At 38.5% G+C, this 24,909-nt stretch carries 22 protein-coding genes; 18 read left to right on the top strand and 4 right to left on the bottom strand.

What is annotated here, in order from left to right; genetic code table 11:
- Window positions 1–130 precede the first annotated feature (130 nt).
- The 5 genes from secA to DQM95_RS08390 all read left to right on the top strand — a co-directional run bounded on the left by secA (window position 131) and on the right by DQM95_RS08390 (window position 7,333).
- Window positions 131–2,659: a preprotein translocase subunit SecA gene (gene secA / locus DQM95_RS08410; RefSeq protein ID WP_037592729.1), complete on the top strand. Its 2,529-nt coding sequence runs from the start codon at window positions 131–133 to the stop codon at window positions 2,657–2,659.
- 113 nt (window positions 2,660–2,772) lie between these two features.
- On the top strand, window positions 2,773–3,129 hold the full coding sequence (gene acpS, locus DQM95_RS08405) for a holo-ACP synthase (protein ID WP_015911844.1): 357 nt from the start codon (window positions 2,773–2,775) through the stop codon (window positions 3,127–3,129).
- A complete protein-coding gene (gene alr, locus DQM95_RS08400; protein WP_037592730.1) occupies window positions 3,126–4,232 on the top strand; it encodes an alanine racemase in 1,107 nt (368 codons plus the stop codon). Before acpS ends, alr begins: the two co-directional genes overlap by 4 nt.
- A 62-nt stretch (window positions 4,233–4,294) precedes the next feature.
- Entirely contained in the window at window positions 4,295–6,310 is a 2,016-nt protein-coding gene (recG, locus tag DQM95_RS08395) for an ATP-dependent DNA helicase RecG (protein ID WP_037592731.1), read from the top strand.
- Window positions 6,311–6,415: 105 nt separating this feature from the next.
- A complete protein-coding gene (locus DQM95_RS08390) occupies window positions 6,416–7,333 on the top strand; it encodes an aldo/keto reductase (protein WP_015911841.1) in 918 nt (305 codons plus the stop codon).
- Between the two features lie 38 nt (window positions 7,334–7,371).
- On the opposite strand, the gene DQM95_RS08385 is transcribed toward DQM95_RS08390, so the two are convergent.
- On the bottom strand, window positions 7,372–8,334 hold the full coding sequence (locus DQM95_RS08385; protein ID WP_037592732.1) for an asparaginase: 963 nt from the start codon (window positions 8,332–8,334) through the stop codon (window positions 7,372–7,374).
- A 71-nt stretch (window positions 8,335–8,405) separates the two neighbouring features.
- Here DQM95_RS08385 and DQM95_RS08380 point away from each other — a divergent pair, with 71 nt between their 5' ends.
- Window positions 8,406–9,794 (top strand): Cof-type HAD-IIB family hydrolase, encoded by a 1,389-nt coding sequence (locus tag DQM95_RS08380; RefSeq protein ID WP_015911839.1) that lies wholly within the window; start codon window positions 8,406–8,408, stop codon window positions 9,792–9,794.
- Between the two features lie 32 nt (window positions 9,795–9,826).
- On the opposite strand, the gene DQM95_RS08375 is transcribed toward DQM95_RS08380, so the two are convergent.
- On the bottom strand, window positions 9,827–10,279 hold the full coding sequence (locus DQM95_RS08375) for a universal stress protein (RefSeq protein ID WP_015911838.1): 453 nt from the start codon (window positions 10,277–10,279) through the stop codon (window positions 9,827–9,829).
- A 194-nt stretch (window positions 10,280–10,473) separates the two neighbouring features.
- Between DQM95_RS08375 and DQM95_RS08370 the strand changes: the two genes are divergently transcribed.
- From DQM95_RS08370 to DQM95_RS08360, 3 genes are all read left to right on the top strand, one after another.
- Window positions 10,474–11,688, top strand: a complete 1,215-nt coding sequence (locus DQM95_RS08370) for a pyridoxal phosphate-dependent aminotransferase (RefSeq protein WP_037592734.1) — start codon at window positions 10,474–10,476, stop codon at window positions 11,686–11,688.
- A gap of 195 nt (window positions 11,689–11,883) precedes the next feature.
- Window positions 11,884–12,666: a GTP-sensing pleiotropic transcriptional regulator CodY gene (gene codY / locus DQM95_RS08365; protein WP_037592735.1), complete on the top strand. Its 783-nt coding sequence runs from the start codon at window positions 11,884–11,886 to the stop codon at window positions 12,664–12,666.
- Between the two features lie 139 nt (window positions 12,667–12,805).
- Window positions 12,806–13,357, top strand: a complete 552-nt coding sequence (locus DQM95_RS08360) for a cysteine hydrolase family protein (RefSeq protein ID WP_172455889.1) — start codon at window positions 12,806–12,808, stop codon at window positions 13,355–13,357.
- 66 nt (window positions 13,358–13,423) lie between these two features.
- Here DQM95_RS08360 and DQM95_RS08355 read toward each other — a convergent pair whose 3' ends face one another.
- Window positions 13,424–13,684, bottom strand: coding sequence for a metal-sensitive transcriptional regulator (locus tag DQM95_RS08355; protein WP_015911834.1), 261 nt, complete (start codon window positions 13,682–13,684; stop codon window positions 13,424–13,426).
- 138 nt (window positions 13,685–13,822) lie between these two features.
- On the opposite strand from DQM95_RS08355, the gene DQM95_RS08350 reads away from it, so the two are divergent.
- Genes DQM95_RS08350 through DQM95_RS08340 form a run of 3 tightly spaced genes read left to right on the top strand, consistent with a single transcriptional unit; the run spans window position 13,823 to window position 16,116 of the window.
- The gene (locus DQM95_RS08350; RefSeq protein ID WP_015911833.1) at window positions 13,823–14,161 is read left to right on the top strand and encodes a rhodanese-like domain-containing protein; all 339 of its coding nucleotides are present in this window, start codon (window positions 13,823–13,825) and stop codon (window positions 14,159–14,161) included.
- Window positions 14,162–14,171: 10 nt separating this feature from the next.
- Entirely contained in the window at window positions 14,172–15,827 is a 1,656-nt protein-coding gene (locus DQM95_RS08345; protein WP_037592737.1) for an FAD-dependent oxidoreductase, read from the top strand.
- Window positions 15,820–16,116, top strand: coding sequence for a rhodanese-like domain-containing protein (locus DQM95_RS08340; RefSeq protein WP_037592739.1), 297 nt, complete (start codon window positions 15,820–15,822; stop codon window positions 16,114–16,116). The genes DQM95_RS08345 and DQM95_RS08340 overlap by 8 nt, the downstream gene beginning before the upstream one ends.
- A 107-nt stretch (window positions 16,117–16,223) precedes the next feature.
- Here DQM95_RS08340 and DQM95_RS08335 read toward each other — a convergent pair whose 3' ends face one another.
- The gene (locus DQM95_RS08335; RefSeq protein ID WP_037592740.1) at window positions 16,224–17,192 is read right to left on the bottom strand and encodes a 3-hydroxyacyl-CoA dehydrogenase; all 969 of its coding nucleotides are present in this window, start codon (window positions 17,190–17,192) and stop codon (window positions 16,224–16,226) included.
- Window positions 17,193–17,375: 183 nt separating this feature from the next.
- On the opposite strand from DQM95_RS08335, the gene DQM95_RS08330 reads away from it, so the two are divergent.
- The 6 genes from DQM95_RS08330 to gatB all read left to right on the top strand — a co-directional run bounded on the left by DQM95_RS08330 (window position 17,376) and on the right by gatB (window position 24,855).
- Window positions 17,376–18,005: a helix-turn-helix transcriptional regulator gene (locus DQM95_RS08330; protein ID WP_037592742.1), complete on the top strand. Its 630-nt coding sequence runs from the start codon at window positions 17,376–17,378 to the stop codon at window positions 18,003–18,005.
- A gap of 12 nt (window positions 18,006–18,017) precedes the next feature.
- Window positions 18,018–18,833 (top strand): pyruvate, water dikinase regulatory protein, encoded by an 816-nt coding sequence (locus tag DQM95_RS08325; protein ID WP_037592745.1) that lies wholly within the window; start codon window positions 18,018–18,020, stop codon window positions 18,831–18,833.
- An 11-nt stretch (window positions 18,834–18,844) separates the two neighbouring features.
- Window positions 18,845–21,490 carry a pyruvate, phosphate dikinase gene (ppdK, locus tag DQM95_RS08320; RefSeq protein WP_037592747.1) on the top strand — a complete coding sequence of 882 codons (2,646 nt, stop codon included), beginning with the start codon at window positions 18,845–18,847 and terminating at the stop codon, window positions 21,488–21,490.
- Between the two features lie 157 nt (window positions 21,491–21,647).
- Window positions 21,648–21,950: an Asp-tRNA(Asn)/Glu-tRNA(Gln) amidotransferase subunit GatC gene (gene gatC / locus DQM95_RS08315; RefSeq protein WP_015911827.1), complete on the top strand. Its 303-nt coding sequence runs from the start codon at window positions 21,648–21,650 to the stop codon at window positions 21,948–21,950.
- Window positions 21,950–23,416 (top strand): Asp-tRNA(Asn)/Glu-tRNA(Gln) amidotransferase subunit GatA, encoded by a 1,467-nt coding sequence (gene gatA, locus DQM95_RS08310; protein WP_046391569.1) that lies wholly within the window; start codon window positions 21,950–21,952, stop codon window positions 23,414–23,416. Before gatC ends, gatA begins: the two co-directional genes overlap by 1 nt.
- Window positions 23,416–24,855: an Asp-tRNA(Asn)/Glu-tRNA(Gln) amidotransferase subunit GatB gene (gene gatB, locus DQM95_RS08305; protein WP_046388332.1), complete on the top strand. Its 1,440-nt coding sequence runs from the start codon at window positions 23,416–23,418 to the stop codon at window positions 24,853–24,855. Before gatA ends, gatB begins: the two co-directional genes overlap by 1 nt.
- Window positions 24,856–24,909 lie beyond the last annotated feature (54 nt).

Below are 24,909 nucleotides of genomic sequence, written 5' to 3'. Positions count from 1 at the left end.
ATCTAAGTTCAAATAGCGAGAGAAAGGGATTTTAAAAGCCTACCCTTTCTCTTTTCTTTTATCGGGATTTCTTGTACAGATAGGCTAATTATGTTAAAATGAATTGATAAGATGATCGAAAGGAATTAGAATGGCAAATATTCTACGCAAAGTCATTGAAAATGACAAAGGCGAAATTAGAAAACTCGAAAAAATTGCAAAAAAAGTTGAAGCTTACGCTGATGAGATGGAAGCTTTGACAGACCAAGAGTTACAAGCAAAGACTCCTGAATTTAAAAAACGTTACCAAGAAGGAGAGACTCTAGAAGACTTGCTACCTGAGGCATTTGCGGTAGTTCGTGAGGCTTCTAGACGTGTTTTGGGGTTATACCCTTATCGTGTCCAAATTATGGGGGGAGTTGTTCTCCATAACGGTGACGTCCCTGAAATGCGTACAGGTGAAGGAAAGACTTTAACAGCCACCATGCCAGTTTACCTTAATGCCTTAGCAGGTGAAGGGGTTCATGTTATCACAGTTAATGAATATCTATCAACACGTGATGCCACTGAAATGGGTGAAGTCTATAGTTGGTTAGGGCTTTCTGTAGGTATTAACTTAGCTGCCAAATCCCCTGCAGAAAAGCGTGAGGCTTATTTATGTGATATTACTTATTCAACTAACTCGGAAGTTGGCTTTGACTACTTACGTGATAATATGGTTGTTCGCCAAGAAGATATGGTTCAAAGACCTCTTAACTTTGCTTTGGTCGACGAGGTCGATTCGGTATTAATCGACGAGGCTCGTACACCTTTGATTGTTTCTGGAGCAGTAAGTTCTGAAACGAACCAATTGTATGTCCGAGCTGACATGTTTGTTAAAACCTTGAAGAAAGATGACTATATTATCGATGTTCCGACAAAGACAATTGGTTTGAGTGATTCAGGAATTGACAAAGCTGAAAGCTATTTTAACCTTAAGAACCTTTATGATATTGATAATGTTGCTTTAACCCACTTCATAGACAATGCTTTAAGAGCTAACTACATCATGCTCTTAGACATTGATTATGTCGTCAGTGAAGATGGTGAAATTTTGATTGTCGACCAATTTACAGGTCGTACCATGGAAGGACGTCGCTTCTCCGATGGTTTACACCAAGCCATTGAAGCCAAAGAAGGCGTAAGCATTCAGGAAGAATCCAAAACAAGCGCATCTATTACTTATCAAAATATGTTCCGCATGTACAAAAAACTAGCAGGAATGACTGGTACTGCAAAAACAGAGGAAGAAGAATTCCGCGAAGTTTACAACATGCGAATCATTCCAATCCCTACCAACAAACCTGTAGCTCGTTTGGATCACACGGATTTACTTTACCCAACACTTGCGTCTAAATTTAGAGCTGTTATTGCGGACGTCAAAGCTCGTCATGAGAAAGGGCAACCCGTCTTAGTCGGTACAGTAGCTGTTGAAACCAGTGATTACATTTCAAAACAACTTGTGGCTGCTGGCGTTCCTCATGAAGTATTGAATGCTAAAAACCACTTTAAAGAGGCACAAATTATCATGAATGCTGGTCAACGCGGAGCCGTCACCATTGCAACCAACATGGCTGGTCGTGGTACCGACATCAAATTGGGTGAAGGTGTTCGTGAACTTGGAGGTTTGTGTGTTATTGGTACGGAACGTCATGAAAGTCGTCGTATTGATAATCAGTTGCGTGGACGTGCCGGACGTCAAGGGGATCCAGGTGAATCACAATTTTACCTTTCATTAGAAGACGATCTCATGAGACGTTTTGGTTCAGACAGAATCAAGGCCTTTCTAGATAGAATGCGTCTTGAGGAAGAAGATGCTGTAATTAAGTCAGGTATGCTTGCGCGCCAAGTTGAGTCAGCTCAAAAAAGGGTTGAAGGAAACAACTATGATACCCGTAAGCAAGTCTTGCAATACGATGATGTTATGCGTGAGCAAAGGGAAATCATTTATGCTAACCGTCGTGATGTCATTACAGCCAATCGAGATTTAGGCCCTGAAATCAAAGCCATGATTAAAAGGACTATTAAACGAACAGTTGATGCTCATGCACGTAGCAATCGTAATGACGCTATTGATGCGATTGTAGCATTTGCTAGAACCAATATTGTTCCGGAAGACTCTATCTCAGCTAAGGACTTACGTTCCCTAAAAGATGATCAAATCAAAGAAGAGCTCTATAAACGTGCATTGGCAATTTACGAAAGTCAGATTTCTAAATTGCATGATCAAGAAGCTGTTTTAGAATTCCAAAAAGTGCTTATTCTTATGATTGTAGACAATAAATGGACGGAACATATTGATGCCTTGGATCAATTGCGTAACTCTGTTGGCCTTCGTGGCTATGCTCAGAACAATCCGGTGGTTGAATACCAATCAGAAGGGTTTAAAATGTTCCAAGACATGATAGGAGCTATTGAGTTTGATGTCACACGGACAATGATGAAGGCACAAATTCATGAACAAGAACGTGAACGTGTTTCTCCGAATGCTAGAACCACAGCTGCACAAAATATTGCTGCCCAATCTAACCAATCTAGCGAAAGCTCAACTCAAGATTACTCACATGTCAAACGTAATGACCTGTGTCCATGTGGTTCAGGTAAGAAGTTTAAAAATTGTCATGGACGAAAAGCATTTTAAAAAAATGCTAAAATCAATGATTTTAAATAGTGATGAAGCTAAGACTGTGTCTTGGCTTCTGGCGTTTAATGACAAAACCATCAGCAAATAAGAAAGACAATTTGGGTAATCGTATGATTATTGGACATGGTATTGATTTACAAGAAATCTCAGCCGTAGAGAAGGCTTATAAACGACAGCCACGTTTTGCACAAAAAGTCCTTACTCAAAAGGAATTCGACATTTTTGAAGCTTATAAGGGGAAACGGCAAATCTCCTACTTAGCTGGCAGATGGTCTGCTAAGGAGGCTTTTGCAAAAGCAATGGGGACTGGAATCGGTAACTTAAGTTTTCAGGACATTGAAGTCCTTTCTGATGAAAAAGGGAAACCCTTTATTAACCGTTCTCCATTTACAGGTAAGGCATGGATTAGTATTTCTCATAGTGGTGATTTTGTTCAAAGTAGTGTGATTTTGGAGGAAGAAAAGTGATTTCAAGTTTACATCGACCAACGGTGGCAACTGTTGATTTACAAGTGATTAGAGATAATATTAAAGCAGTTCAAGAACATATTTCAAGTACCACAAAAACCTTTGCTGTTGTTAAAGCCAATGCCTATGGACATGGTGCTATACAAGTTGCAAAAGCTGTGGATGAAGAAGTTGATGCTTTTTGTGTTTCTAATTTAGATGAAGCCTTGGAATTGAGACAAGCTGGCATTGAAAAAGATATTCTCATTTTAGGAGTTATCCTTGCCAATGAAATTCCGCTAGCCATTGAACATGGCATCACCATTACGGTTGCAAGTAATGAATGGTTAGAGTCAGCCAAAGCTTGTCAAAAAGACTTAGCTCAACTACATGTTCATGTTAAGGTTGATTCAGGTATGGGACGAATTGGAGTAAGGTCACTAGAAGAAGCTAATCAATTAATTACTGGTCTTACTAAGAGTGGGGCGCATGTAGATGGTATTTTTACACATTTTGCAACCGCAGATGAAGAAAATACTGATAAATTTCATCAACAATTAGCATTCTTTACAGATTTGGTGAATGCTTTAGCTATTAAGCCAGAACTTGTTCACGCTAGTAACTCAGCTACTAGTCTCTGGCACAGTGATACCATTTTTAATGCAGTTCGTTTAGGGATTGTCATCTATGGTTTAAATCCAAGTGGAAAAACCTTAAATTTGCCCTATCCCCTTAAGCCAGCCCTTTCATTAAGTTCACGATTGGTTCACATTAAGAAAATTAAGGCTGGTGATACGGTAGGTTATGGTGCAACTTACACTGCCAAAACAGAAGAGTATGTAGGAACTCTTCCAATTGGTTATGCAGACGGTTGGACTAGAGATATGCAAGGGTATTCTGTTATCATTGATGGTCATCTTTGTGAAATTATTGGTCGCGTTTCAATGGACCAACTGACAGTTCGCTTACCAAAAGCTTTTGACATCGGACAAGAAGTGACCTTAATTGGTCAGGAGGGTTATCAAATGATTTCAGCAACGGATATCGCTGAAAAAAGAGGAACAATCAATTATGAAGTCCTCTGTCTCCTTAGCGACCGCATTCCAAGACACTATATTAACTGAAAATATAAAGAAACTCTTGTATAATAGATACAAGAGTTTTAAAAAGGTTAGGGGAAAAGATCATGCACTTACAGTCACCCATTTCAGAACTAAAAGGTTTGGGCCCAAAATCAGCTGAAAAATTTCAAAAACTAGGAATCTTTACAATTGAAGATCTTTTACTCTATTACCCTTTTCGCTATGAGGATTTTAAGAGTAAATCCGTATTTGATTTACAAGATGGTGAAAAAGCTGTTGTGACAGGAATGGTTGTTACACCAGCTACTGTCCAATATTATGGATTCAAACGTAATAGACTAAGTTTCAAAGTCAAACAGGGGGAATTGGTCATTGCTGTGAATTTCTTTAATCAACCTTACTTGGCTGATAAAGTTACCTTAAACCAAGAAATAGCTGTTTTTGGCAAATGGGATCAAAAAAAAGCCAGTTTGACGGGAATGAAATTGTTAATAACGGTAGAGGATGATTTACAACCTGTTTATCATGTAGCACAAGGTATTAGTCAATCGTCACTCCTTAAAGCCATAAAATCAGCCTTTGATACAGGTTTGCTTGAAACGATTCCGGAAAATATACCACAACAGTTACTCCAAAACTACCGTCTGATGCCAAGGCAGGCAGCCATAAAAGCCATGCATTTTCCTAATGATTTAAGGGACTACAAACAAGCTTTGAGGCGAATCAAATTTGAAGAACTTTTCTATTTTCAAATGAATTTGCAAGTTTTAAAACATGCCAATAAAGCTGAAACAGCTGGATTAAAAATGGCCTATAGTAAGGATCTTTTATCTGAAAAAATCAAGAGCTTACCTTTCCCATTAACAAATGCTCAAAACAGGAGTCTTCAAGACATATTAAAAGACATGAGTTCAGGTCAGCATATGAATCGTCTCTTACAAGGTGATGTCGGTTCTGGAAAGACAGTTATTGCTAGCTTGGCCATGTATGCTGCTTATACTGCTGGCTATCAATCGGCACTTATGGTACCAACAGAGATTTTAGCTGAACAGCATTACACCAGTTTGCAAGAGCTTTTTCCTGAATTGTCAATTGCCATTTTAAAATCAGGGATGAAGGTTGCAGAAAAAAGAGCTGCCTTATCAGCTATTGCTGAAGGTAATGTGGATATGATTGTGGGAACCCATGCTTTGATTCAAGATGCTGTTCAATACCATCAACTTGGTTTGGTCATTACTGATGAGCAACACCGATTTGGTGTCAAACAACGCCGAATTTTTCGCGAAAAAGGCGAAAATCCCGATGTCCTTATGATGACAGCAACTCCCATACCTAGGACACTAGCCATAACAGCTTATGGGGAGATGGATGTATCAATTATCGATGAATTACCAGCAGGACGAAAGCCCATTCTTACGCGATGGGTTAAGCATCAGCAATTGGATACAGTTTTGCACTGGATGACTCAAGAGATTGAAAAAGGTGCCCAAGTCTATGTGATTTCACCATTGATCGAGGAATCAGAGGCATTGGATTTAAAAAATGCTGTCGCTTTAGAACAAGAGTTAAAAGCCTATTTTAAAGAAAAAGCAAGAATTGCCTTAATGCATGGTAAAATGAAGAATGAAGAAAAAGATACCATCATGCAGACATTTAAAAAAGGTCAGATTGATATCTTGGTATCGACGACAGTTATTGAGGTTGGAGTCAATGTCCCAAATGCAACCATTATGCTTATCATGGATGCGGATCGTTTTGGCCTAAGTCAATTGCATCAATTAAGAGGACGCGTGGGACGTGGTCACAAACAATCCTATGCTATTTTAGTTGCAAATCCCAAGACTGAAACAGGCAAGGAGCGCATGAAAATTATGACAAACACCAATGATGGTTTTATATTAGCTGAAGCAGATTTGAAAATGCGTGGATCAGGAGAAATTTTTGGGACCAGACAATCCGGTATTCCCGAATTTAAAACAGCCGATTTAGTGGAAGATTATCCAATTTTAGAAGAGGCAAGACGAGTGGCAACTCTTATCACTGGACAAGAAAATTGGCAAGATGATTCTCGATGGGCATGTGTCCAGAAACATTTAAGAGATCATCAAAACTTTGATTAAGTCTTAGTTTACCGATGTTTTTCAGATTGAAAAGAGAGTCTTTTTACGGAAATCGTTTTCAAAAAATGCTATAATAATCTTATGATAATTTCAAAGGAGAATAAGATGACACTTCAAACTATTGGTCAGACAGATATACAGGCTTCTCGAATTGCCTTAGGTTGTATGAGAATGGCTGCTTTAGAGGTATCTGAAGCTGAAAAAGTCCTTGCAACAGCATTAGAAGCAGGAATTACCTTTATTGATCATGCAGACATCTATGGAGGCGGCGAATCTGAAATAAGATTCCGTCAGGCAGCTAAGCAATTAGGGCTAAAACGTGAGGATTACCTTCTGCAATCAAAATGCGGTATTCGAAAAGGGTTCTTTGATTTTTCTAAAGAGCATATTATGGAATCTGTTGATGGTATTTTACAACGCCTTGACACAGACTATTTGGATTTTCTTGTCTTACACCGACCAGATGTTCTGGTTGAGCCAGAAGAAGTAGCTGAGGCTTTCACACAACTGGAAAAAGCTGGTAAGGTAAAACATTTTGGAGTTTCCAATCAGAACAGATATCAAATGGAATTATTGAATGCTTATCTTGATCACAAATTAGTGGTTAATCAAATGCAACTATCTCCTGCACATACACCAATGTTTGATGCAGGACTTAATGTTAACATGCGTAATCAGGCGGGTATTGACCGTGATAATGGAACTGTTGAATATTGTCGCTTGAATGGATTAACCATTCAAGCTTGGTCTCCTTTCCAAATTGATCTTGAAAAAGGACTGTTTACTGGTAATCCTGATTATCAAGAATTAAATGAAACGATCGAGCGTTTAGCGCAAGGCTATCAGGTCGCTAATGAAGCAATCATCATTGCATGGATTTTAAGACATCCTGCTCAAATGCAAGCTATTGTTGGTTCTATGAATCCTGACCGACTTAAGAAAATTGCTCAAGCTTATTCTGTCACACTCAGCCGTCAGGAATGGTATGACATCTATCGGAGCGCAGGCAATATTCTTCCATAATGAAAAGTCCTAGCTAGGGAACTAGCTAGGATATTTTGTTAACCTTCAATATACTCCTTTAGGGTTTGGCCTTTTAGCCCAGCATTAAGGGCAATTAGGAGTTTTAACCTTGCTTTTGGGGCATTTAGTTCTTTGACAAACATAACGCCTGCATCATGGAGCATGGCTCCGCCTCCTTGATAAGCATAGACGGGTTCTGCGATACCGTTGAAGCAACGGGAAACAAGGACAACGGGGATGCCGTAGGCTATAAGTTTTTCAACTTCAGGGGTTGCTAATGGTGGGATATTTCCAGCGCCGAGGGCTTCAATGACCAGTCCTTGGATGTTATCGGGACTAAGAAGACTTAAAATACTCCCATCCCCCATACCGGCATAGGCTTTGACGATTGGAACTGTTCCAGAAATGCTTTGCAAATCAAAGCGAACGCGTGGTTCTGCCGTTTTAAAAAAGAGCAAATCGTCTTTCATGACAATTCCTAATGGCCCATGGGTTGGTGTTTGGAAGGTTGAAATGTTAGTGGTATGCGTTTTGGTGACGTATTTTGCAGCATGAATCTCATCGTTCATGACAACTAAGACACCTTTCCCTTTAGATTTGTCATGGCTGGCTACACGCAAAGCCGTGAGATAATTGTAAATACCGTCACTGCCCACTTCGTTGGCGCTTCGCATGGCTCCTGTAATGACAATTGGGATATCAGGAATTTCCATGGTATCTAAAAAATAGGCTGTTTCTTCTAGGGTGTCTGTTCCATGGGTAATAACAATGCCGTCATAATCTATGGCCGTCTCTTTGATTTTATGATAAATCTGGAGCATATGTTTTGGAACGATATGAGGGCTTGGAAGATTCAAAAAATCGATTACGGTTAATTGGATATTTTCAAGATCTAGTCCCACTTGAGTCATGGGATTGATGAGGTTTGGAGAAACTTTTCCACTGGCGTCGGATTGCATGGAAATCGTTCCACCTGTGTGTAAGACTAGAATTTGTTTCATTATTGTCATACTTCTTTCAAATTTGTGATATAATCTATTTTATCATAATATAGAAGAGAGTATTAAAGGTTTTGACAATTAAAGCAGTCTTTTTTGACATTGATGGTACCTTACTAAATGATCGTAAAAACGTTCAGAAGACAACGCAAAAGGCCATCCAAAGTTTAAAAAAACAAGGTATCTTGGTGGGCTTGGCTACCGGTCGAGGTCCTGCTTTTGTGCAACCTTTTTTAGAAAATTTTGGTTTAGATTTTGCGGTTACTTACAATGGTCAATACATTCTGACCAGAGATAAAATCCTCTATCAAAATCAATTACCCAAATCCTTAATTTATAAAGTCATTCGCTATGCCAGTGATAAGAAAAAGGAAGTATCACTTGGAACCGCATCAGGTCTTGCGGGTTCTCGCATTATCGATATGGGTACAAGCTCATTTGGACAAGTTGTTTCCAGTATCGTTCCTAAAAGTATGGTAACAACTGTTGAAGGTAGTTTTAAACATTTAATCCGACGTGTGAAACCACAAAGTTTTAATAACTTGGTAACCATTATGCGAGAACCTATTTATCAGATCGTAATGGTAGCATCGGCAGAGGAAACCCAAGAAATAAAAGATAAATTTCCTCACATTAAAATCACTCGAAGTAGTCCCTATTCCATTGATTTAATATCCGTTGGTCAATCAAAAATAAAAGGGATTGAGCGTCTGGGTGCCATGTTTGGCTTTGAATTATCGGAAGTTATGGCATTTGGGGATTCGGATAATGATATTGAAATGTTAAGAGGAGTAGGAGTTGGCGTTGCCATGGGCAATGCTGACGAGCTCCTTAAGGCTGATGCCCATTTTATTACAGCTTCCAATAATAATGGTGGTATCTCAAAAGCTCTTGCCCACTACGGTCTTATTCATTTAGATGTTGAGAAGAGTTTTAAAAGTCGCGATGAGAATTTCAACAAAGTTAAAGACTTTCACCGTGTTATGGATGGTGATACCATTGAGACACCAAAGAGTTACACGCTTAAAGATGCTGGACATCGAGCAGATTTCAAAGTGGAAGAACTGGTCGAATTTTTATTTGCTGCTAGTCAAGGGGACAAAAATCAATTCACCCAGTCACTTTTAGATATGCACTCAGCCATCGATCGTGCGGCTATTAAGGTTCAATCTAAAGAATATTCTGAATCGCCATTGGTGGGACAGGTAGATGCCTTAACAGATTTGCTCTATTTCACTTATGGTTCATTTGTCCTTATGGGTGTTGATCCTCAACCTATTTTTGAGACTGTACATGAGGCGAATATGGGAAAATTATTTCCTGATGGGAAAGCCCACTTCGATCCCGTAACACATAAGATTCTTAAACCGGCTAACTGGGAAAAGCATTATGCTCCTGAAAAAGCCATTAAAAAAGAGTTGGATAAGCAACTTCAAAAATCTTTGCAAAGACTTGAAAAATAAAAGGCTAAGGTGCTTATTAGCACCTTGGCCTTTTATAATGTTTTATTGGAATCGCGAACGACTAATAAATCGACTTTTGCATGTCGCATAATATATTCTGAGGATGATCCAATCAGTAGACGTTCAAAGGTGTTCAAACCAGTTGCACCAACCATAATTAAATCGATATGTTCACGTTCAGGAATGTCGTGCGCTAAAAGATTTTTTGGATTTCCAAATTCGATTACTTGTTTTATATTAGTGATACCTTGTTCACGGGCTTGTTTTTCTAAGTCAGACAAAACTTCCTTAGCTTCTTGTTCCAATTTATCATAAATATACGTATCAAAAGTGGCTACACTTTGTAAAGCACGTGTATCAATAACGTGTGTTAGGACCAGTTCGGCATTATTTCTTAAGGCGACGTTTACGGCTTTTTCAAATGCTAATTCGGATTCGTAAGAGCCATCAACTGCAACGAGAATGTGTTCGTATTTTTGTACCATATGTGGAACCTCCTTTTGCCCTGCTAAAGCTTTTGCTTTATTTACTGTTATTATACTCCTTTTTTCGAGAAAATGAAAGCGGTTAATATCTTTTCTGAAATTTTAGAGTATCGCTTTTTTCATAGTAAAATTATGGATAAATTCTTCCTATTTATCTTTTTTTTGTTTATAATGGTTGTTACGAGGTGCAGATTATGAAAATTTTTGAGAAATCATCAAAACTAGAACATGTTGCCTATGACATTCGTGGTCCTGTTTTAGAAGAGGCTGAACGTATGATGGCAAATGGTGAAAAAATCCTTCGTCTTAATACAGGAAATCCGGCTGCCTTCGGATTTGAAGCCCCTGATGAAGTTATTAGAGACTTAATTCTGAATGCTCGAAATAGTGAGGGGTATTCAGATAGTAGAGGCATTTTTTCTGCCAGAAAAGCGATTATGCAATACTGTCAATTAAAAGACTTTCCTGAAGTTGACATTAATGACATTTATCTTGGCAATGGTGTATCTGAGTTAATATCCATGTCCATGCAGGCTTTACTTGATGATGGTGATGAGGTTTTAGTACCAATGCCTGATTATCCCTTGTGGACAGCCTGTGTCAGTTTAGCTGGCGGTAAAGCGGTGCATTACATTTGTGATGAGCAAGCAGAATGGTATCCCGATATCGATGATATTAAGTCTAAAGTAACTGACAGAACAAAAGCAATTGTTATTATTAATCCAAACAATCCCACTGGAGCTCTTTATCCAAAAGAATTATTAGAGGAAATTGTTGACATTGCTCGAGAACATCAGTTAATTATTTTTGCTGACGAAATTTATGATCGTCTCGTGATGGATGGTGGTAAACATATTGCAATTGCTAGTCTAGCTCCGGATGTTTTTTGTGTCTCAATGAATGGTTTATCAAAATCCCATCGTATTGCTGGTTTCCGTGTTGGATGGATGGTCCTTTCTGGTCCTAAAAACCATGTGAAAGGTTATATTGAAGGTCTCAATATGCTGGCAAATATGCGTTTATGTTCAAATGTCTTAGCACAGCAAGTTGTACAAACGTCATTGGGAGGGCATCAGTCTGTTGATGATTTATTATTACCTGGTGGTCGGATTTTTGAGCAACGTAATTTTATCCACAAAGCCATCAATGATATCCCTGGATTATCAGCTGTCAAACCTAAGGCAGGTCTTTATATTTTCCCTAAAATTGATCGTCAAATGTACCGTATTGATGATGATGAACAATTTGTGTTAGACCTTTTGAAACAGGAAAAAGTAATGCTAGTTCACGGAAGAGGATTTAACTGGAAAGATCCAGATCACTTCCGAATTGTTTACTTACCTAGAGTAGAAGAATTGGCAGATGTTCAAGAGAAAATCACACGTGTTTTAAAACAGTGTAAGCGTTAATTTTTTTCTCATTTGCTGAAAATCAAATGAAACCTGAGAGTCGTTTTCAGGTTTCTTTTTTTGTGTAAGGGGACCTTAAGGGCTATCAATCAAGAATTGTAGAAATAATAAAAAATTTTCTGATAATTCCTTGCGAAATCTAACATCCTTTGGTATAATTGAGACGCAAAATATATCGAAGGAAAAAGGTGACACATGCCAAATTTATTAGAAAAAACACGTAAAATCACATCTATATTACAGCGTTCCGTAGATAGTTTGGATGCAGAATTGCCCTATAATGCAATGGCATCTCGCTTAGCTGATATCATTGACTGTAATGCATGTATTATCAATGGTGGCGGTACTCTTTTAGGTTACGCCATGAAATATAAAACCAATAATGACCGAGTAGAAGAATTTTTTGAAGCAAAGCAATTCCCAGATTCTTACGTTAAAGCGGCTAGTCGTGTTTATGATACAGAAGCAAACTTGCCTGTAGAAAATGAATTAACCATTTTCCCAATTGAATCAAAAGATACTTATCCAGATGGTTTAACGACAATTGCTCCAATTTATGGTGGTGGTATGCGTCTGGGGTCTTTAATCATTTGGCGAAATGACAAAAAATTTCTTGATGAAGATTTGATTTTGGTTGAAATTTCTAGTACCGTTGTGGGTATTCAGTTGTTAAACTTGCAAACGGAAAATCTTGAGGAAACCATTCGTAAGCAAACGGCTGTTAATATGGCAATTAATACCTTATCATATTCTGAAATGAAAGCAGTTGCTGCCATTTTAGGTGAACTTGATGGCAATGAGGGGCGTTTAACGGCGTCAGTCATCGCTGACCGTATCGGTATTACACGATCTGTGATCGTCAATGCCCTTCGTAAATTGGAAAGTGCTGGTATTATTGAAAGTCGCTCTCTGGGTATGAAGGGAACCTACCTCAAGGTTATTAATGAGGGAATTTTTGATAAATTGAAAGAATTTTAAGCTGAAAACATCTCTTTTTAAGAGGTGTTTTTTGGTTTCTGTTTTGGGTGGAGCAGGCTGTCTTGACACCTGTAAATAAAGTTGTTACAATTGAGAGCAATAGGGGAGATGAGGGGAGACTTCCCCTGTTTAGGAGATTTTGATGAGAGCATTGATTTCAATTGATTACACAAACGATTTTGTTGCAGATGATGGGAAGTTGAGTGCAGGAAAAGCTGCCCAAGCTATTGCGTCAATCATAGCTGAGATGACCGAAAAAGCATTTGAGCGAGGGGACTATATTTTCTTTGCTATTGATTGTCATGATGAGAACGATCCATGGCACCCAGAAAGTAAGCTTTTCCCGCCTCATAATCTTAAGGGGAGTAAAGGGCGTGACCTTTATGGTCCTTTGGACAAGGTCTATCAACAGATAAAACAAGATCCTAAAGTATTCTGGTTAGATAAGCGCTACTATTCTGCTTTTTCGGGGACAGATTTGGATATTCGGCTGCGAGAACGTGGTGTTAATACAGTAGTCTTAACAGGAGTCCTAACCGATATCTGTGTCTTGCATACTGCCATTGACGCTTACAATTTAGGCTACAAGCTGGAGGTTGTTCGTTCAGCAGTTGCGAGTATATCAGATCAATCACACCAGTGGGCCTTGGCTCATTTTGAACAGGTTTTGGGCGCGACCATTCTTGAGTAACAACAAAAGGAGGCATCAGATGATGTCTCCTTTTTAGTGGCTGCTAAATGACGTTTGGACGATAATCTATTTTTTGACAATGAGTTGAATGGCTTGATTGAGGCGTTCTTCTTGTTCCTTAGGGTCTTCAGACGGGTTCTCAATAACTTGGGTGATTTTATTCCCAATAATAACACCCATAGCACTATTAATACTTGAACGGATTGCTGTTAATTGAGTAATGATATCAAAGCATGTACTATCCTCGTCAATCATACGTTGTACCCCTCTAAGTTGCCCCTCGGTTCGCTTCAGTCTATTAATAATATCTTTTTTCTCAGTTCTCATAAATACCTCACTTCTCTGTTTGACATTATACTTTTCAAAATAGGCTTTGTCAATTTTTAAAAGTTTTTTAGTTGACTTTAGATGCATAGCATGATAATCTTTAATATACCATATGGGGTATAATAAAAAGGAGAAAAAATGCCATTTTTAAGTAAATTGTTCTCTGCTTTTAGTAAAGTGGACACTATTTCTACTAAAGAGTTAGAAGATTTGTTACAATCACATCCTAAAACACAGGTCTTAGATGTGAGGACTAGAGTTGAATTTCAAGAAGGACATATCAAAAATGCTCGAAATGTCCCTGTAGATACAATTGTCAACTATAAAGGGATAAAAGACCAAAAGGTTTACATCATTTGTCACTCTGGTATTCGTAGTCGCAGAGCAAGTCAAAAATTAAGAGATAAGGGTTACCATGCGATTCATGTTAAAGGTGGCATGATGGCTTGGTCAGGTCCTATTGTTAGGTCCCATTAAAGGAGGTTTTATGACAAAAATTCTTATTGTTGGTGGCGTTGCGGGTGGCATGTCAGCTGCAACTCGGTTACGACGTCTCATGGAAGATGCCGAAATTATTGTGTTTGACAAGGGGCCATATGTGTCTTTTGCAAATTGTGGTTTACCTTTTCATCTTTCTGGAGAAATTGCTGAGCGTGATAGTTTGTTGGTCCAAACGCCAGAAAAACTAAAGGCACGTTTCAACTTGGATGTCCGTCCCAATACCGAAATATTGGAAATCAATCCCCAAGAGAAAGTGGTAAAAGCCTCTCATCTTGGTAAAGAATACCAGGAAAATTATGATTATTTAATCCTTTCACCAGGAGCAAAGCCTTTCATTCCAAATCTACCAGGATTAGAAACAGCAACTAATGTCTATAGTTTACGAAATATTCCAGATTTAGACCAGATTATGGCCAATTTGAGTCAAGAAGCTGGTCAAAAAGCAACGGTTATTGGAGCTGGTTTTATTGGATTAGAAATGGCTGAAAGTTTAGTGAAACGTGGTTATCAGGTTACTATACTTGAAAAGGCCCCACATATTCTACCACCTTTGGATCAGGAAATGGCTGCCTTCCTGGAAGCAGAATTACGTCGCAATGGTGTTTCCATAATAACGGGACTCTCTGCGCAAGCTTTTGAAAAAGAAGGTAAGAACATTATCCTAGAAAACGGTGACGTTTTAACGTCTGATTTGACCATCATGTCAGTTGGTGTCTTGCCGGCATCTGATCTTGCCAAAAATGCTGGAATTGAATTGGGCTTAAAAGGTGGTATTTTAGTAAATGACTCTTATGAAACCAGTCAAAAAGATATCTATGCAGTTGGTGATGCCATAGTAGTCAAACATGGAATTACTGGCGTAGATGCCCTTATTTCCTTAGCAAATCCGGCTAACAGACAAGGACGTCAAGTAGCAGATATTATTGCAGGACTGCCACGTCACAATAAGGGAAGTATCGGGACAGCCATTGTACGTGCATTCGGACTTTCAGCTGCATCAACAGGGTTAAACGAGCGCCAAGCTCGCCAAAGTTTTGACGATGTGCAAGTTCTACACACCAGTGGAAAGGACCATGCCTCTTATTTTCCAGGGGCTACTGATATCACCTTAAAATTGGTTTTTGGAAAAGACAGTGGTCGTATTTATGGAGCACAAGCAGTAGGAGCAAAAGGGGTTGACAAACGGATTGATATCCTAGCTACCGCTATTAAGGCTGGAATGACAGTTGACGATTTACCTGAGTTAGAATTCACCTATGCTCCGCCTTTTGGCTCAGCCAAAGATCCTGTTAATATGGCTGGCTATGTTGCATTAAACCTACTTGAAGGAACCAGCCAAAGTATCCAATGGTACCAACTGGACCAAGCCTTGACACAAGGCAAACAGTTGCTTGATGTCCGAACTGAAAAAGAATTTAGTCAAGGCCATTTTGGAAATGCCATTAATATACCATTAGATGATTTAAGAAACCGTCTGGAAGAGTTGGATTCAAGTCAAGATTATATTGTTAGCTGTCATAGTGGTCTTCGCTCTTATTTGGCAGAACGTATTTTGAAGCAAGCAGGCTTTCATGTTCAAAATTTAGATGGTGCTTATGCACTCTATAAAACAGTTTACCCAGAAAGGATTACCCATGATTAAGTCAGAAAGTATTAGTGAGTTAAAAAATGCTTTAGCTAGTCAAAACATCAATTTAATTGATGTCAGAGAAGTTGATGAATACAAGAGTGGTCATGTTCCAACTGCCAAAAACATGCCTTTAAGTACTTTAGCTGAAGGTTACCTAGGCTTGGATAAGGAGAAAACTTATCATATCATTTGTCAATCAGGTGGTCGTTCAGCTAGGGCTTGTGACTTTTTAGAAGAAAAAGGTTATCATGTCATTAACGTAACTGGTGGAACAGCCGCTTGGGATGGACCATTAGTTTAATACAAAAAAAGCTCAACTCCATTGGGGGATGAGCTTTTTACTTGCTTATATTTTCAGAATGAAACGACTCAAAATTCCTAGTTTGAAAAAAATTCTTGCTAGAGGCTCTATGCTGAATAGGTGTGGAAACCTCTTCCACTTGCTCGTCCAAGATAGCCTTTATCAATAAATTCTTCTTTTAACATGTTGGCTAATCGGGCGTGGAGACAAGTAGGATCAAGACTGGTATCAGCATAATTTTTTAAAATATTATAGGCAGTTTCAATACCAATAATATCTAAAATTTCAAGTGGTCCATAGGGTGCTCCAGTACCAATTTTCCAAGTTTTATCGATAGTTTCTGTATCAGCTATTTTGTTGTAATAAAGCGTTAAAGCACTTTCTAAAAAGGGCACTAAAATAGAATTCAGGATGTAGCCCGGCTGTTCTTGGTGAAGTTCAAGTGGAACCATACCAATCTGTTGGGCAAAGGTCAAGACGTCTTGGTGTGTGTCGGGGCTGGTCTTCTCATGGCCCATAATTTCAACCATATTATTTTGCCAAATATTATTAGCGAAATGTAAGGCGATGAATTTATCAGGTCTTCCCGAAATTTCAGCAAATTGACTTGGCAATAATGTTGACGAATTTGTAGCAAAAATGGTTTGACTTGGAGCTATTTTACCAAGTTTTTCATAGAATGCTTGTTTGATATCGATTCTTTCTGGGATAGCTTCAATGATAAGATCTGCTTGTGAGACAGCGTCAGCTAGGTCAGAAGTAAAGTGGATAGCCTTTGGCAATTCATCCACTAAAAATAAGGAATGGGCTACCTTTGATAAGAAAATGTCATCCAATTTTGGGAGGAGGTTTTTATTATAATTAATTGTGAGGACTTTTTCACTATAATTTTTTTTGGCAAGATTGATTTCATCTCGGTAGAGAGAAGCTAAGTGTTGAATGCGAAGTTTTCCATTTTCAAGGGCTTGGTCATTGATATCATAGATGGTTACGTCAAATCCTTTGTATGCTGCCTGAAAGGCAATTTGACTACCTAAAACACCACTGCCAGCTACTGTTACTTGTTTTATTGTCATTTGCGACACCTCCGATAAAATAATGTAAGGGTTTACAGGAGGATTTTAGCAGAAAATAAGGAAAATAACAAGATAATATGAGACATAAATAAAAAATATTTTTTATTATTTCTGCTTGATTTTTTTAAAAACCAGTAATATAATATACTGTATAATAAATAGTATATCACATATATAGAGAGGGTGATCCTTATTCAACTATCAAAAAGACAAGAAGAAATTAGTCAAATTGTTCAAACGCATCAACCAATCACGGGAGAAAAAATTGCGGAATTATTACATGTCACCAGGGCAACCCTTCGATCGGATTTGGTTGTCTTAACCATGCTCGGCATTTTGGATGCAAAGCCCAAGGTGGGGTATTTTTACATAGAACAAGAAGAGACAAATAACGAATACCAATTGTTTAAAGAAATGAAAGTCTCTGATGTGATGGGAGTTCCTTTGACAGTTTCACAAAAGGAGTCGGTATATGATGTCATTGTTAACATTTTTATGGAAGATGCTGGCTGTGCCTTTATCTTAGATGATAATGACCATCTCTGTGGTGTTGTCTCTCGTAAAGATTTGTTAAAAGCTAGTATTGGTGGCGGGGATTTATCGAAAATACCTATTGGGATGATCATGACACGCATGCCAAATATTTCGACGGTTTTAGAGACAGATCTTCTTTTTGAAGCGACAGAAAAATTAGTCGCTAGACAAGTCGATAGTTTACCTGTCGTCAGATTACTAGAGGGAAATCATTATCAAGTTGTCGGTAAGTTATCTAAAACCATCATAACGAAACTATTCTTGGAAATAAAAGGGTAGAAAGGAGGACAAATGGACGATCAGTTAACAATTTTTATTATTTCTGATTCGCTTGGTGTAACAGCACGTGCTATTGCTAAAGCCTGTATTCAGCAATTTCCTAATCATGATAATTGGCAATTTGAGCGTTATTCTAATATCAATAACAAAGAATTGTTAGATAAGGTTCTTGAAAAAGCTAAAGATAAAAATGTATGCTTAATGTTTAGTTTGGTAGATGATGACTTAGCAAGATATGCACAAGAACGATCAGAAGAAGAACACTTTGTCTATGTTGACCTCTTATCTAATGTGATTAAAGCTATGTCGAAACTATCTGGTGTAGAGCCATTAGGTCAACCAGGTCTGTTAAGAAAGCTAGATAAACACTATTTTAAACGTGTTGAGGCTATCGAATTTGCTGTAAAATACGACGATGGAAAAGATCCTAGAGGTATTTTAAAAGCCGATTTGATTTTATTAGGCATTTCAAGAACGTCAAAGACCCCATTAAGCATGTACTTGGCTGATAAACATCTAAAAGTGGTCAACATTCCTATTGTTCCAGAAGTACCACTACCAAAAGAATTGAATGAGGTGAGTCCCAAAAAAATTGTGGGGCTGACCAATTCTGTCGAGCGTTTAAGTCAGGTTCGAAAAGAGCGCCTTCGGTCGCTTGGCGTTTCGGGAACAGCTTCTTATGCCAACAAAGATCGTATTTACGAAGAAGCTGCCTATGCTGAAGAAGTCATGAGAAAATTAAAATGCCCTATCATTAATGTTTCGGATAAGGCAATTGAAGAAACAGCAACAATTATTTTAGAAATGATTAAAGAAAACCAATTATAATGGAGGCTATTATGGAGAGAAAGTTTGTTTATCGTTTTGCAGAAGGTCATAAAGACATGAGGCATTTGCTAGGTGGAAAAGGTGCCAACCTAGCAGAAATGACAAGCATTGGTTTACCTGTACCGCAAGGATTCACGATTACGACGGAAGCTTGTAACGACTATTATGCTAACGAAGGGCTAATTCGTTCTGAAATTTTAGAAGAAATTGACCGTGCTTTGGCACAATTAGAAGTTGAACAGGGCAAGCAACTTGGTAGTGATCAGGATCCTTTGCTGGTATCGGTACGTTCAGGTGCTGTCTTTTCAATGCCAGGTATGATGGACACCATATTAAACTTGGGTTTAAATGATCAAAGTGTCCAAGGATTGATTGCTGCGACGCAAAATGAACGCTTTGCCTATGATAGTTATCGTCGTTTTATCCAAATGTTTGCGGATGTGGCCATTGGTATTCCTAAGTATAAGTTTGAAGCTATTCTTGATTCAGTAAAAGAAGCTAATGCTTATCAGTATGATACTGATTTGACATCACTTGACTTACAACAAATTGTAACCGCATACAAAGATCTTTATTATAAAGAAACAGGAAACCCATTCCCGCAAACTCCAAAGGAACAACTCCTTTTAGCTATTGAAGCCGTTTTTAAATCATGGAATAATCCGCGTGCAAAAGTCTATCGTAAATTAAATGATATTTCTCATGATCTCGGAACTGCTGTCAATATTCAGTCCATGGTTTTTGGTAATATGGGAGAAAATAGTGGGACTGGTGTTGCTTTTACGCGTAATCCTTCAACAGGGGAACACGATCTTTTTGGTGAATACTTAATCAATGCTCAGGGAGAAGACGTTGTCGCAGGGATCAGGACACCTCAAAGTATTAACCGACTTAAAGAAGACATGCCTGATATTTATCAAGAATTTTTGCAAATCACAAAACTTTTGGAAAATCATTACCGTGATATGCAGGATGTTGAGTTTACCATTGAAAAAGGCAAATTATTTATGTTACAAACGCGAAATGGTAAACGTACGGCAAAAGCAGCTATCAAAATTGCAGTTGATCAAGTTAAAGAAGGTCTTATCACTGAAGAAGAAGCTGTATTACGAATTGATCCTAGCCAATTAGAACAACTCTTACACCCTTCCTTTGACCCTAAAGATCTTAAAAAGGCTGAACTCCTTACAAAAGGCTTGCCTGCTTCTCCCGGTGCAGCTTGTGGACGTGTTTATTTCCATGCGGATGATGCAGTGCGAGAAGCTAAAAACGGAAATGATGTTCTCTTGGTAAGACAGGAAACCTCACCAGAAGATATTGAAGGAATGGTGAGTGCTAAAGGTATTGTAACAGCAAGAGGAGGAATGACCTCTCATGCTGCAGTTGTTGCTCGAGGTATGGGAAAACCATGTGTCGCTGGTTGTAGTCAGATTTTAGTAGATGAGCAAGAACGAGAGATTACTTTAGGAAATATTGTCATAGAAGAAGGAGATTACCTATCAATTGATGGGGCGACAGGTTCTGTCTATATTGGCCAAGTTCCAATGGCTTCTACTGCCTTGGACAATGACTTTAAAACCTTTATGACTTGGGTGGATGAGAAACGCGATATGAAGGTTAGAAGTAATGCTGATAACCCACGTGATGCGCAAAAAGCTTTAGATTTTGGTGCAGAAGGTATTGGACTTTGCCGTACAGAACACATGTTTTTTGATGAAGAAAGAATACCACTTGTTCGTCAAATGATTGTTGCTGATAATCTTGAAGACCGTGTCAAAGCTTTGGACAAGCTATTGCCTCATCAACGGGATGATTTTTATCAATTATTTAAGGTACTTGATGGCAAATCCTGCACGATTCGTCTGTTAGATCCTCCCTTACATGAATTCTTGCCGCACGACCAAGAATCTATTGAGAGTCTTGCTAAGCAACTGAACATGTCACCAAAGGCACTTGAAAAGAGGGTGAAAGAGTTGGCAGAATTTAACCCAATGTTAGGTCATCGCGGTTGTCGCTTAGCTATAACCTACCCAGAAATGTATCAAATGCAAGCTAGAGCTATTGCTCAGGGTGCTATCAAAGCGCATCAAGAGGGTCATCCAGTCAGTCCTGAAATTATGGTACCTTTGGTAAGCACGGTTGAAGAATTGAAAATTATTAGAAAGCTGATTGAAGAAACGGTTAATCATGAACTTGAAGAAGCTCAACTTTCAATTCCATACACCATTGGAACGATGATTGAAATTCCAAGAGCTTGTGTGACTGCTGATGACATTGCTAAAGAAGCTGATTTCTTTAGCTTTGGTACCAACGACTTAACACAAATGGGCTTTGGTTTTTCTCGCGATGATGCTGGAAAATTCTTAGGTGAATATATTGAGAAAGATATCTTTGATAAGGATCCTTTCCAAACATTAGATCAAAAAGGGGTTGGTAGACTTCTCAATATGGCAGTTACCTTAGGACGCCAAACCAAATCTGATTTGAAGATGGGAATTTGTGGAGAACATGGTGGAGAACCGCAGACAGTTGAATTCTGTTATAATCAGGGCTTGAATTATGTGTCATGCTCACCGTTTAGAATTCCAATTGCTAAGTTAGCCGCTGCCCAAGCTAAGATAAAAGCCTCTGGTTCACAGTTACAATTAGATAAATAAGTCTTTTTTCCCTCTTAACAGCTAGGTGTTAAGAGGGATTTTTTTGAGAATTGTTATGGATTAATAAGGTGGAATTGCTAGAAACTCTACTATAAAAAATAAGCCTACTTATGTTATAATAACTTAGACTATGTAAAAAGGTAACTAAGGAGAAATAATGAAAATTTCTGAAGAAGAAGTACGCCATGTGGCGACGCTGTCAAAATTAGCATTTTCTGAAGAAGAAACGAGCCAATTCGCGACAACCTTAACTAAAATCGTCGACATGGTAGAGCTATTGAATGAAGTAGATACAGAGGGTGTTGCCATTACAACAACAATGGCAGACCGGAAAAACGTCATGCGTCCAGACCTTGCACAAGCTGGGACGAATAGAGAAGATTTGTTTAAAAATGTGCCTGAGAAAGAAAATAACTTTATCAAGGTTCCTGCTATTCTTGAAGACGGAGGTGACGCTTAATGTCATTGAATCATAAAACGATTGATGAGTTACACACGTTACTCCTTTCGAAAGAGATTTCAGCAAAAGAACTAACGCAAGCTACCTTAGACGATATCAAAGCGCGTGAAGATGCCGTTGGCTCTTTTATTACTTTGGCAGAAGAAAAAGCCTTATCACAAGCAGAAGCTATTGATGCCAGAGGCATTGATCCTAATAATGTGATGTCAGGGATTCCATTTGCTGTAAAAGATAACATTTCCACTGAGGGTATCTTAACAACAGCTGCCTCAAAAATGTTATATAACTATGAACCTATTTTTAATGCGACAGCTATTGAAAAAGCTTATGCTAAAGATATGATCGTTATTGGTAAAACCAATATGGATGAATTTGCCATGGGTGGGTCAACAGAAACCTCATACTTCAAGAAAACCAAGAATGCTTGGGATCACAGTAAGGTTCCTGGAGGTTCATCTGGTGGTTCTGCAACAGCAGTTGCTTCAGGTCAGGTACGTCTTTCTTTAGGATCTGATACAGGGGGGTCTATTAGACAACCTGCAGCCTTTAATGGGATTGTCGGGATGAAGCCAACTTACGGTACCGTTTCACGTTTTGGTTTGATTGCATTTGGTTCATCATTAGACCAAATTGGTCCATTTTCACAAACTGTTAAAGAAAATGCGCAGTTATTGAATGTCATCGCGGGATCAGATGACAAAGATTCAACATCAGCACCTGTGCAAATTGCAGACTATACTTCAGCAATTGGAAAAGACGTCAAAGGGATGAAAATTGCTTTGCCGAAAGAATACCTTGGTGAGGGCATTGATCCTAAAATTAAAGAAAATATCTTAGAAGCTGCCAAACAATTTGAAAAATTGGGGGCTACTGTAGAGGAAGTTAGCTTACCACACAGCAAGTATGGGGTAGCAGTATATTACATTATTGCATCATCAGAAGCTTCTTCAAATTTACAACGATTCGATGGTATCCGATATGGTTACCGTGCTCAAGATGCAAAAACCCTTGAAGAAATCTATGTCAATACGCGTAGCCAAGGTTTTGGAGAGGAAGTTAAACGTCGTATTATGCTTGGAACATTTAGTTTATCATCCGGTTATTATGATGCTTACTTCAAAAAAGCTGGACAAGTGCGCACATTGATTATTCAAGACTTTGAAAAGGTATTTGCTGACTATGATTTGATTATAGGTCCTACCGCACCAACAGTTGCCTTTGGATTAGACACACTCAATCATGACCCTGTTTCAATGTACCTAGCCGACTTGTTGACCATTCCTGTCAATCTGGCAGGTCTACCAGGTATTTCAATCCCCTCAGGATTTGTGGATGGCTTGCCAGTTGGCCTACAACTCATAGGACCAAAATATAGCGAAGAGCGTATCTATCAAGCAGCTGCAGCATTCGAAGCAACGACTGACTATCATAAACAACAACCCGTTATTTTTGGAGGTGAGAAGTAATGAATTTTGAAACCATCATTGGATTAGAAGTCCACGTTGAACTAAATACCAATTCAAAAATCTTTTCACCTTCTTCCGCTCATTTTGGACAAGAAGCTAACGCAAACACCAATGTTATTGACTGGTCTTTTCCAGGTGTTTTACCAGTCATTAACAAAGGTGTTATAGATGCTGGAATCAAAGCTGCGCTGGCACTGAACATGGATATCCATAAAAAGATGCACTTTGACCGCAAGAATTATTTTTATCCAGATAATCCTAAAGCTTACCAAATTTCACAATTTGACGAGCCAATTGGTTTTAATGGATGGATTGACATTACTTTAGAAGATGGTACAAGCAAAAAAATTCGTATTGAACGTGCCCACTTAGAAGAAGATGCTGGAAAAAATACGCATGGGACAGATGGCTACTCTTATGTCGATTTAAACCGACAAGGGGTTCCTCTCATTGAAATTGTTTCTGAAGCTGACATGCGTTCACCAGAAGAAGCCTATGCTTACCTAACAGCTCTGAAAGAAATTATCCAATACACAGGGATTTCAGACGTTAAAATGGAAGAGGGTTCTATGCGTGTTGACGCCAACATTTCCTTACGTCCATATGGCCAAAAAGAGTTTGGAACAAAGACAGAATTAAAGAATTTGAATTCCTTCTCAAATGTGCGTAAAGGTTTGGAATTTGAAGTAGAACGTCAAGCTAAAGTGTTACGATCAGGTGGAGTGATTCGTCAAGAAACACGACGCTATGATGAAGCATCTAAAGGCACAATCTTAATGCGTGTCAAAGAAGGTGCTGCCGATTATCGTTATTTCCCTGAACCAGATTTACCTTTGTATGAAATTGATGATGCTTGGATTGAAGAAATGCGACATGAACTGCCTCAATTCCCGGCTCAAAGACGTGCAACTTATATTAATGACTTGGGACTTTCATCTTATGATGCAAACCAATTAACGGCTACTAAGGCTATGTCTGATTTCTTTGAAAAAGCTGTTGCTCTTGGAGGCGATGCTAAACAAGTATCTAATTGGTTACAAGGTGAAGTTGCTCAATACTTGAATGCTGAAGGAAAAGCGATTCAAGAAATCTCATTAACTCCAGCCAACCTGGTGGAAATGATTGGCATTATTGCTGATGGTACCATTTCTTCTAAAATTGCTAAGAAAGTCTTTGTACACTTAGCTAAAAATGGTGGTTCAGCAAGAGAATATGTTGAAAAAGCAGGCCTTGTTCAAATCTCTGATCCGGATGTTTTAATTCCTATCATTCATCGCGTTTTTGAAGAACAAGAAGCAGCTGTTGCTGACTTTAAGTCAGGAAAACGTAATGCCGATAAAGCTTTTACTGGTTTCTTAATGAAAGCCACAAAAGGTCAAGCTAATCCGCAAGTTGCACAGCAACTCTTGGCTCAAGAATTACAAAAATTATTAGATTAAAGAGGGTCTCTCTCTTTTTTCTTGTCCTGTTTTATCTGTTTATATAATTTAATT

The sequence above is a fragment of the Streptococcus uberis genome (assembly GCF_900475595.1).
In the GTDB taxonomy this organism is placed as follows: domain Bacteria; phylum Bacillota; class Bacilli; order Lactobacillales; family Streptococcaceae; genus Streptococcus; species Streptococcus uberis.
Note: the sequence above shows the minus strand (reverse complement) of the source record. Positions and strands in the feature narration are given on the sequence as shown.

Excerpts from the sequence above, each read along its gene's own strand:
- DQM95_RS08385 (WP_037592732.1), bottom strand. The coding sequence starts at position 8,334 with ATGAAACAAATTCTAGTCTTACACACAGGTGGAACGATTTCCATGCAA.
- DQM95_RS08340 (WP_037592739.1), top strand. The coding sequence starts at position 15,820 with ATGATTAAGTCAGAAAGTATTAGTGAGTTAAAAAATGCTTTAGCTAGT.
- DQM95_RS08375 (WP_015911838.1), bottom strand. The coding sequence starts at position 10,279 with ATGGTACAAAAATACGAACACATTCTCGTTGCAGTTGATGGCTCTTAC.
- DQM95_RS08345 (WP_037592737.1), top strand. The coding sequence starts at position 14,172 with ATGACAAAAATTCTTATTGTTGGTGGCGTTGCGGGTGGCATGTCAGCT.
- codY (WP_037592735.1), top strand. The coding sequence starts at position 11,884 with ATGCCAAATTTATTAGAAAAAACACGTAAAATCACATCTATATTACAG.
- DQM95_RS08335 (WP_037592740.1), bottom strand. The coding sequence starts at position 17,192 with ATGACAATAAAACAAGTAACAGTAGCTGGCAGTGGTGTTTTAGGTAGT.
- DQM95_RS08355 (WP_015911834.1), bottom strand. The coding sequence starts at position 13,684 with ATGAGAACTGAGAAAAAAGATATTATTAATAGACTGAAGCGAACCGAG.
- DQM95_RS08325 (WP_037592745.1), top strand. The coding sequence starts at position 18,018 with ATGGACGATCAGTTAACAATTTTTATTATTTCTGATTCGCTTGGTGTA.
- gatC (WP_015911827.1), top strand. The coding sequence starts at position 21,648 with ATGAAAATTTCTGAAGAAGAAGTACGCCATGTGGCGACGCTGTCAAAA.
- ppdK (WP_037592747.1), top strand. The coding sequence starts at position 18,845 with ATGGAGAGAAAGTTTGTTTATCGTTTTGCAGAAGGTCATAAAGACATG.
- DQM95_RS08370 (WP_037592734.1), top strand. The coding sequence starts at position 10,474 with ATGAAAATTTTTGAGAAATCATCAAAACTAGAACATGTTGCCTATGAC.
- gatB (WP_046388332.1), top strand. The coding sequence starts at position 23,416 with ATGAATTTTGAAACCATCATTGGATTAGAAGTCCACGTTGAACTAAAT.
- recG (WP_037592731.1), top strand. The coding sequence starts at position 4,295 with ATGCACTTACAGTCACCCATTTCAGAACTAAAAGGTTTGGGCCCAAAA.
- DQM95_RS08390 (WP_015911841.1), top strand. The coding sequence starts at position 6,416 with ATGACACTTCAAACTATTGGTCAGACAGATATACAGGCTTCTCGAATT.
- gatA (WP_046391569.1), top strand. The coding sequence starts at position 21,950 with ATGTCATTGAATCATAAAACGATTGATGAGTTACACACGTTACTCCTT.
- DQM95_RS08350 (WP_015911833.1), top strand. The coding sequence starts at position 13,823 with ATGCCATTTTTAAGTAAATTGTTCTCTGCTTTTAGTAAAGTGGACACT.
- acpS (WP_015911844.1), top strand. The coding sequence starts at position 2,773 with ATGATTATTGGACATGGTATTGATTTACAAGAAATCTCAGCCGTAGAG.
- secA (WP_037592729.1), top strand. The coding sequence starts at position 131 with ATGGCAAATATTCTACGCAAAGTCATTGAAAATGACAAAGGCGAAATT.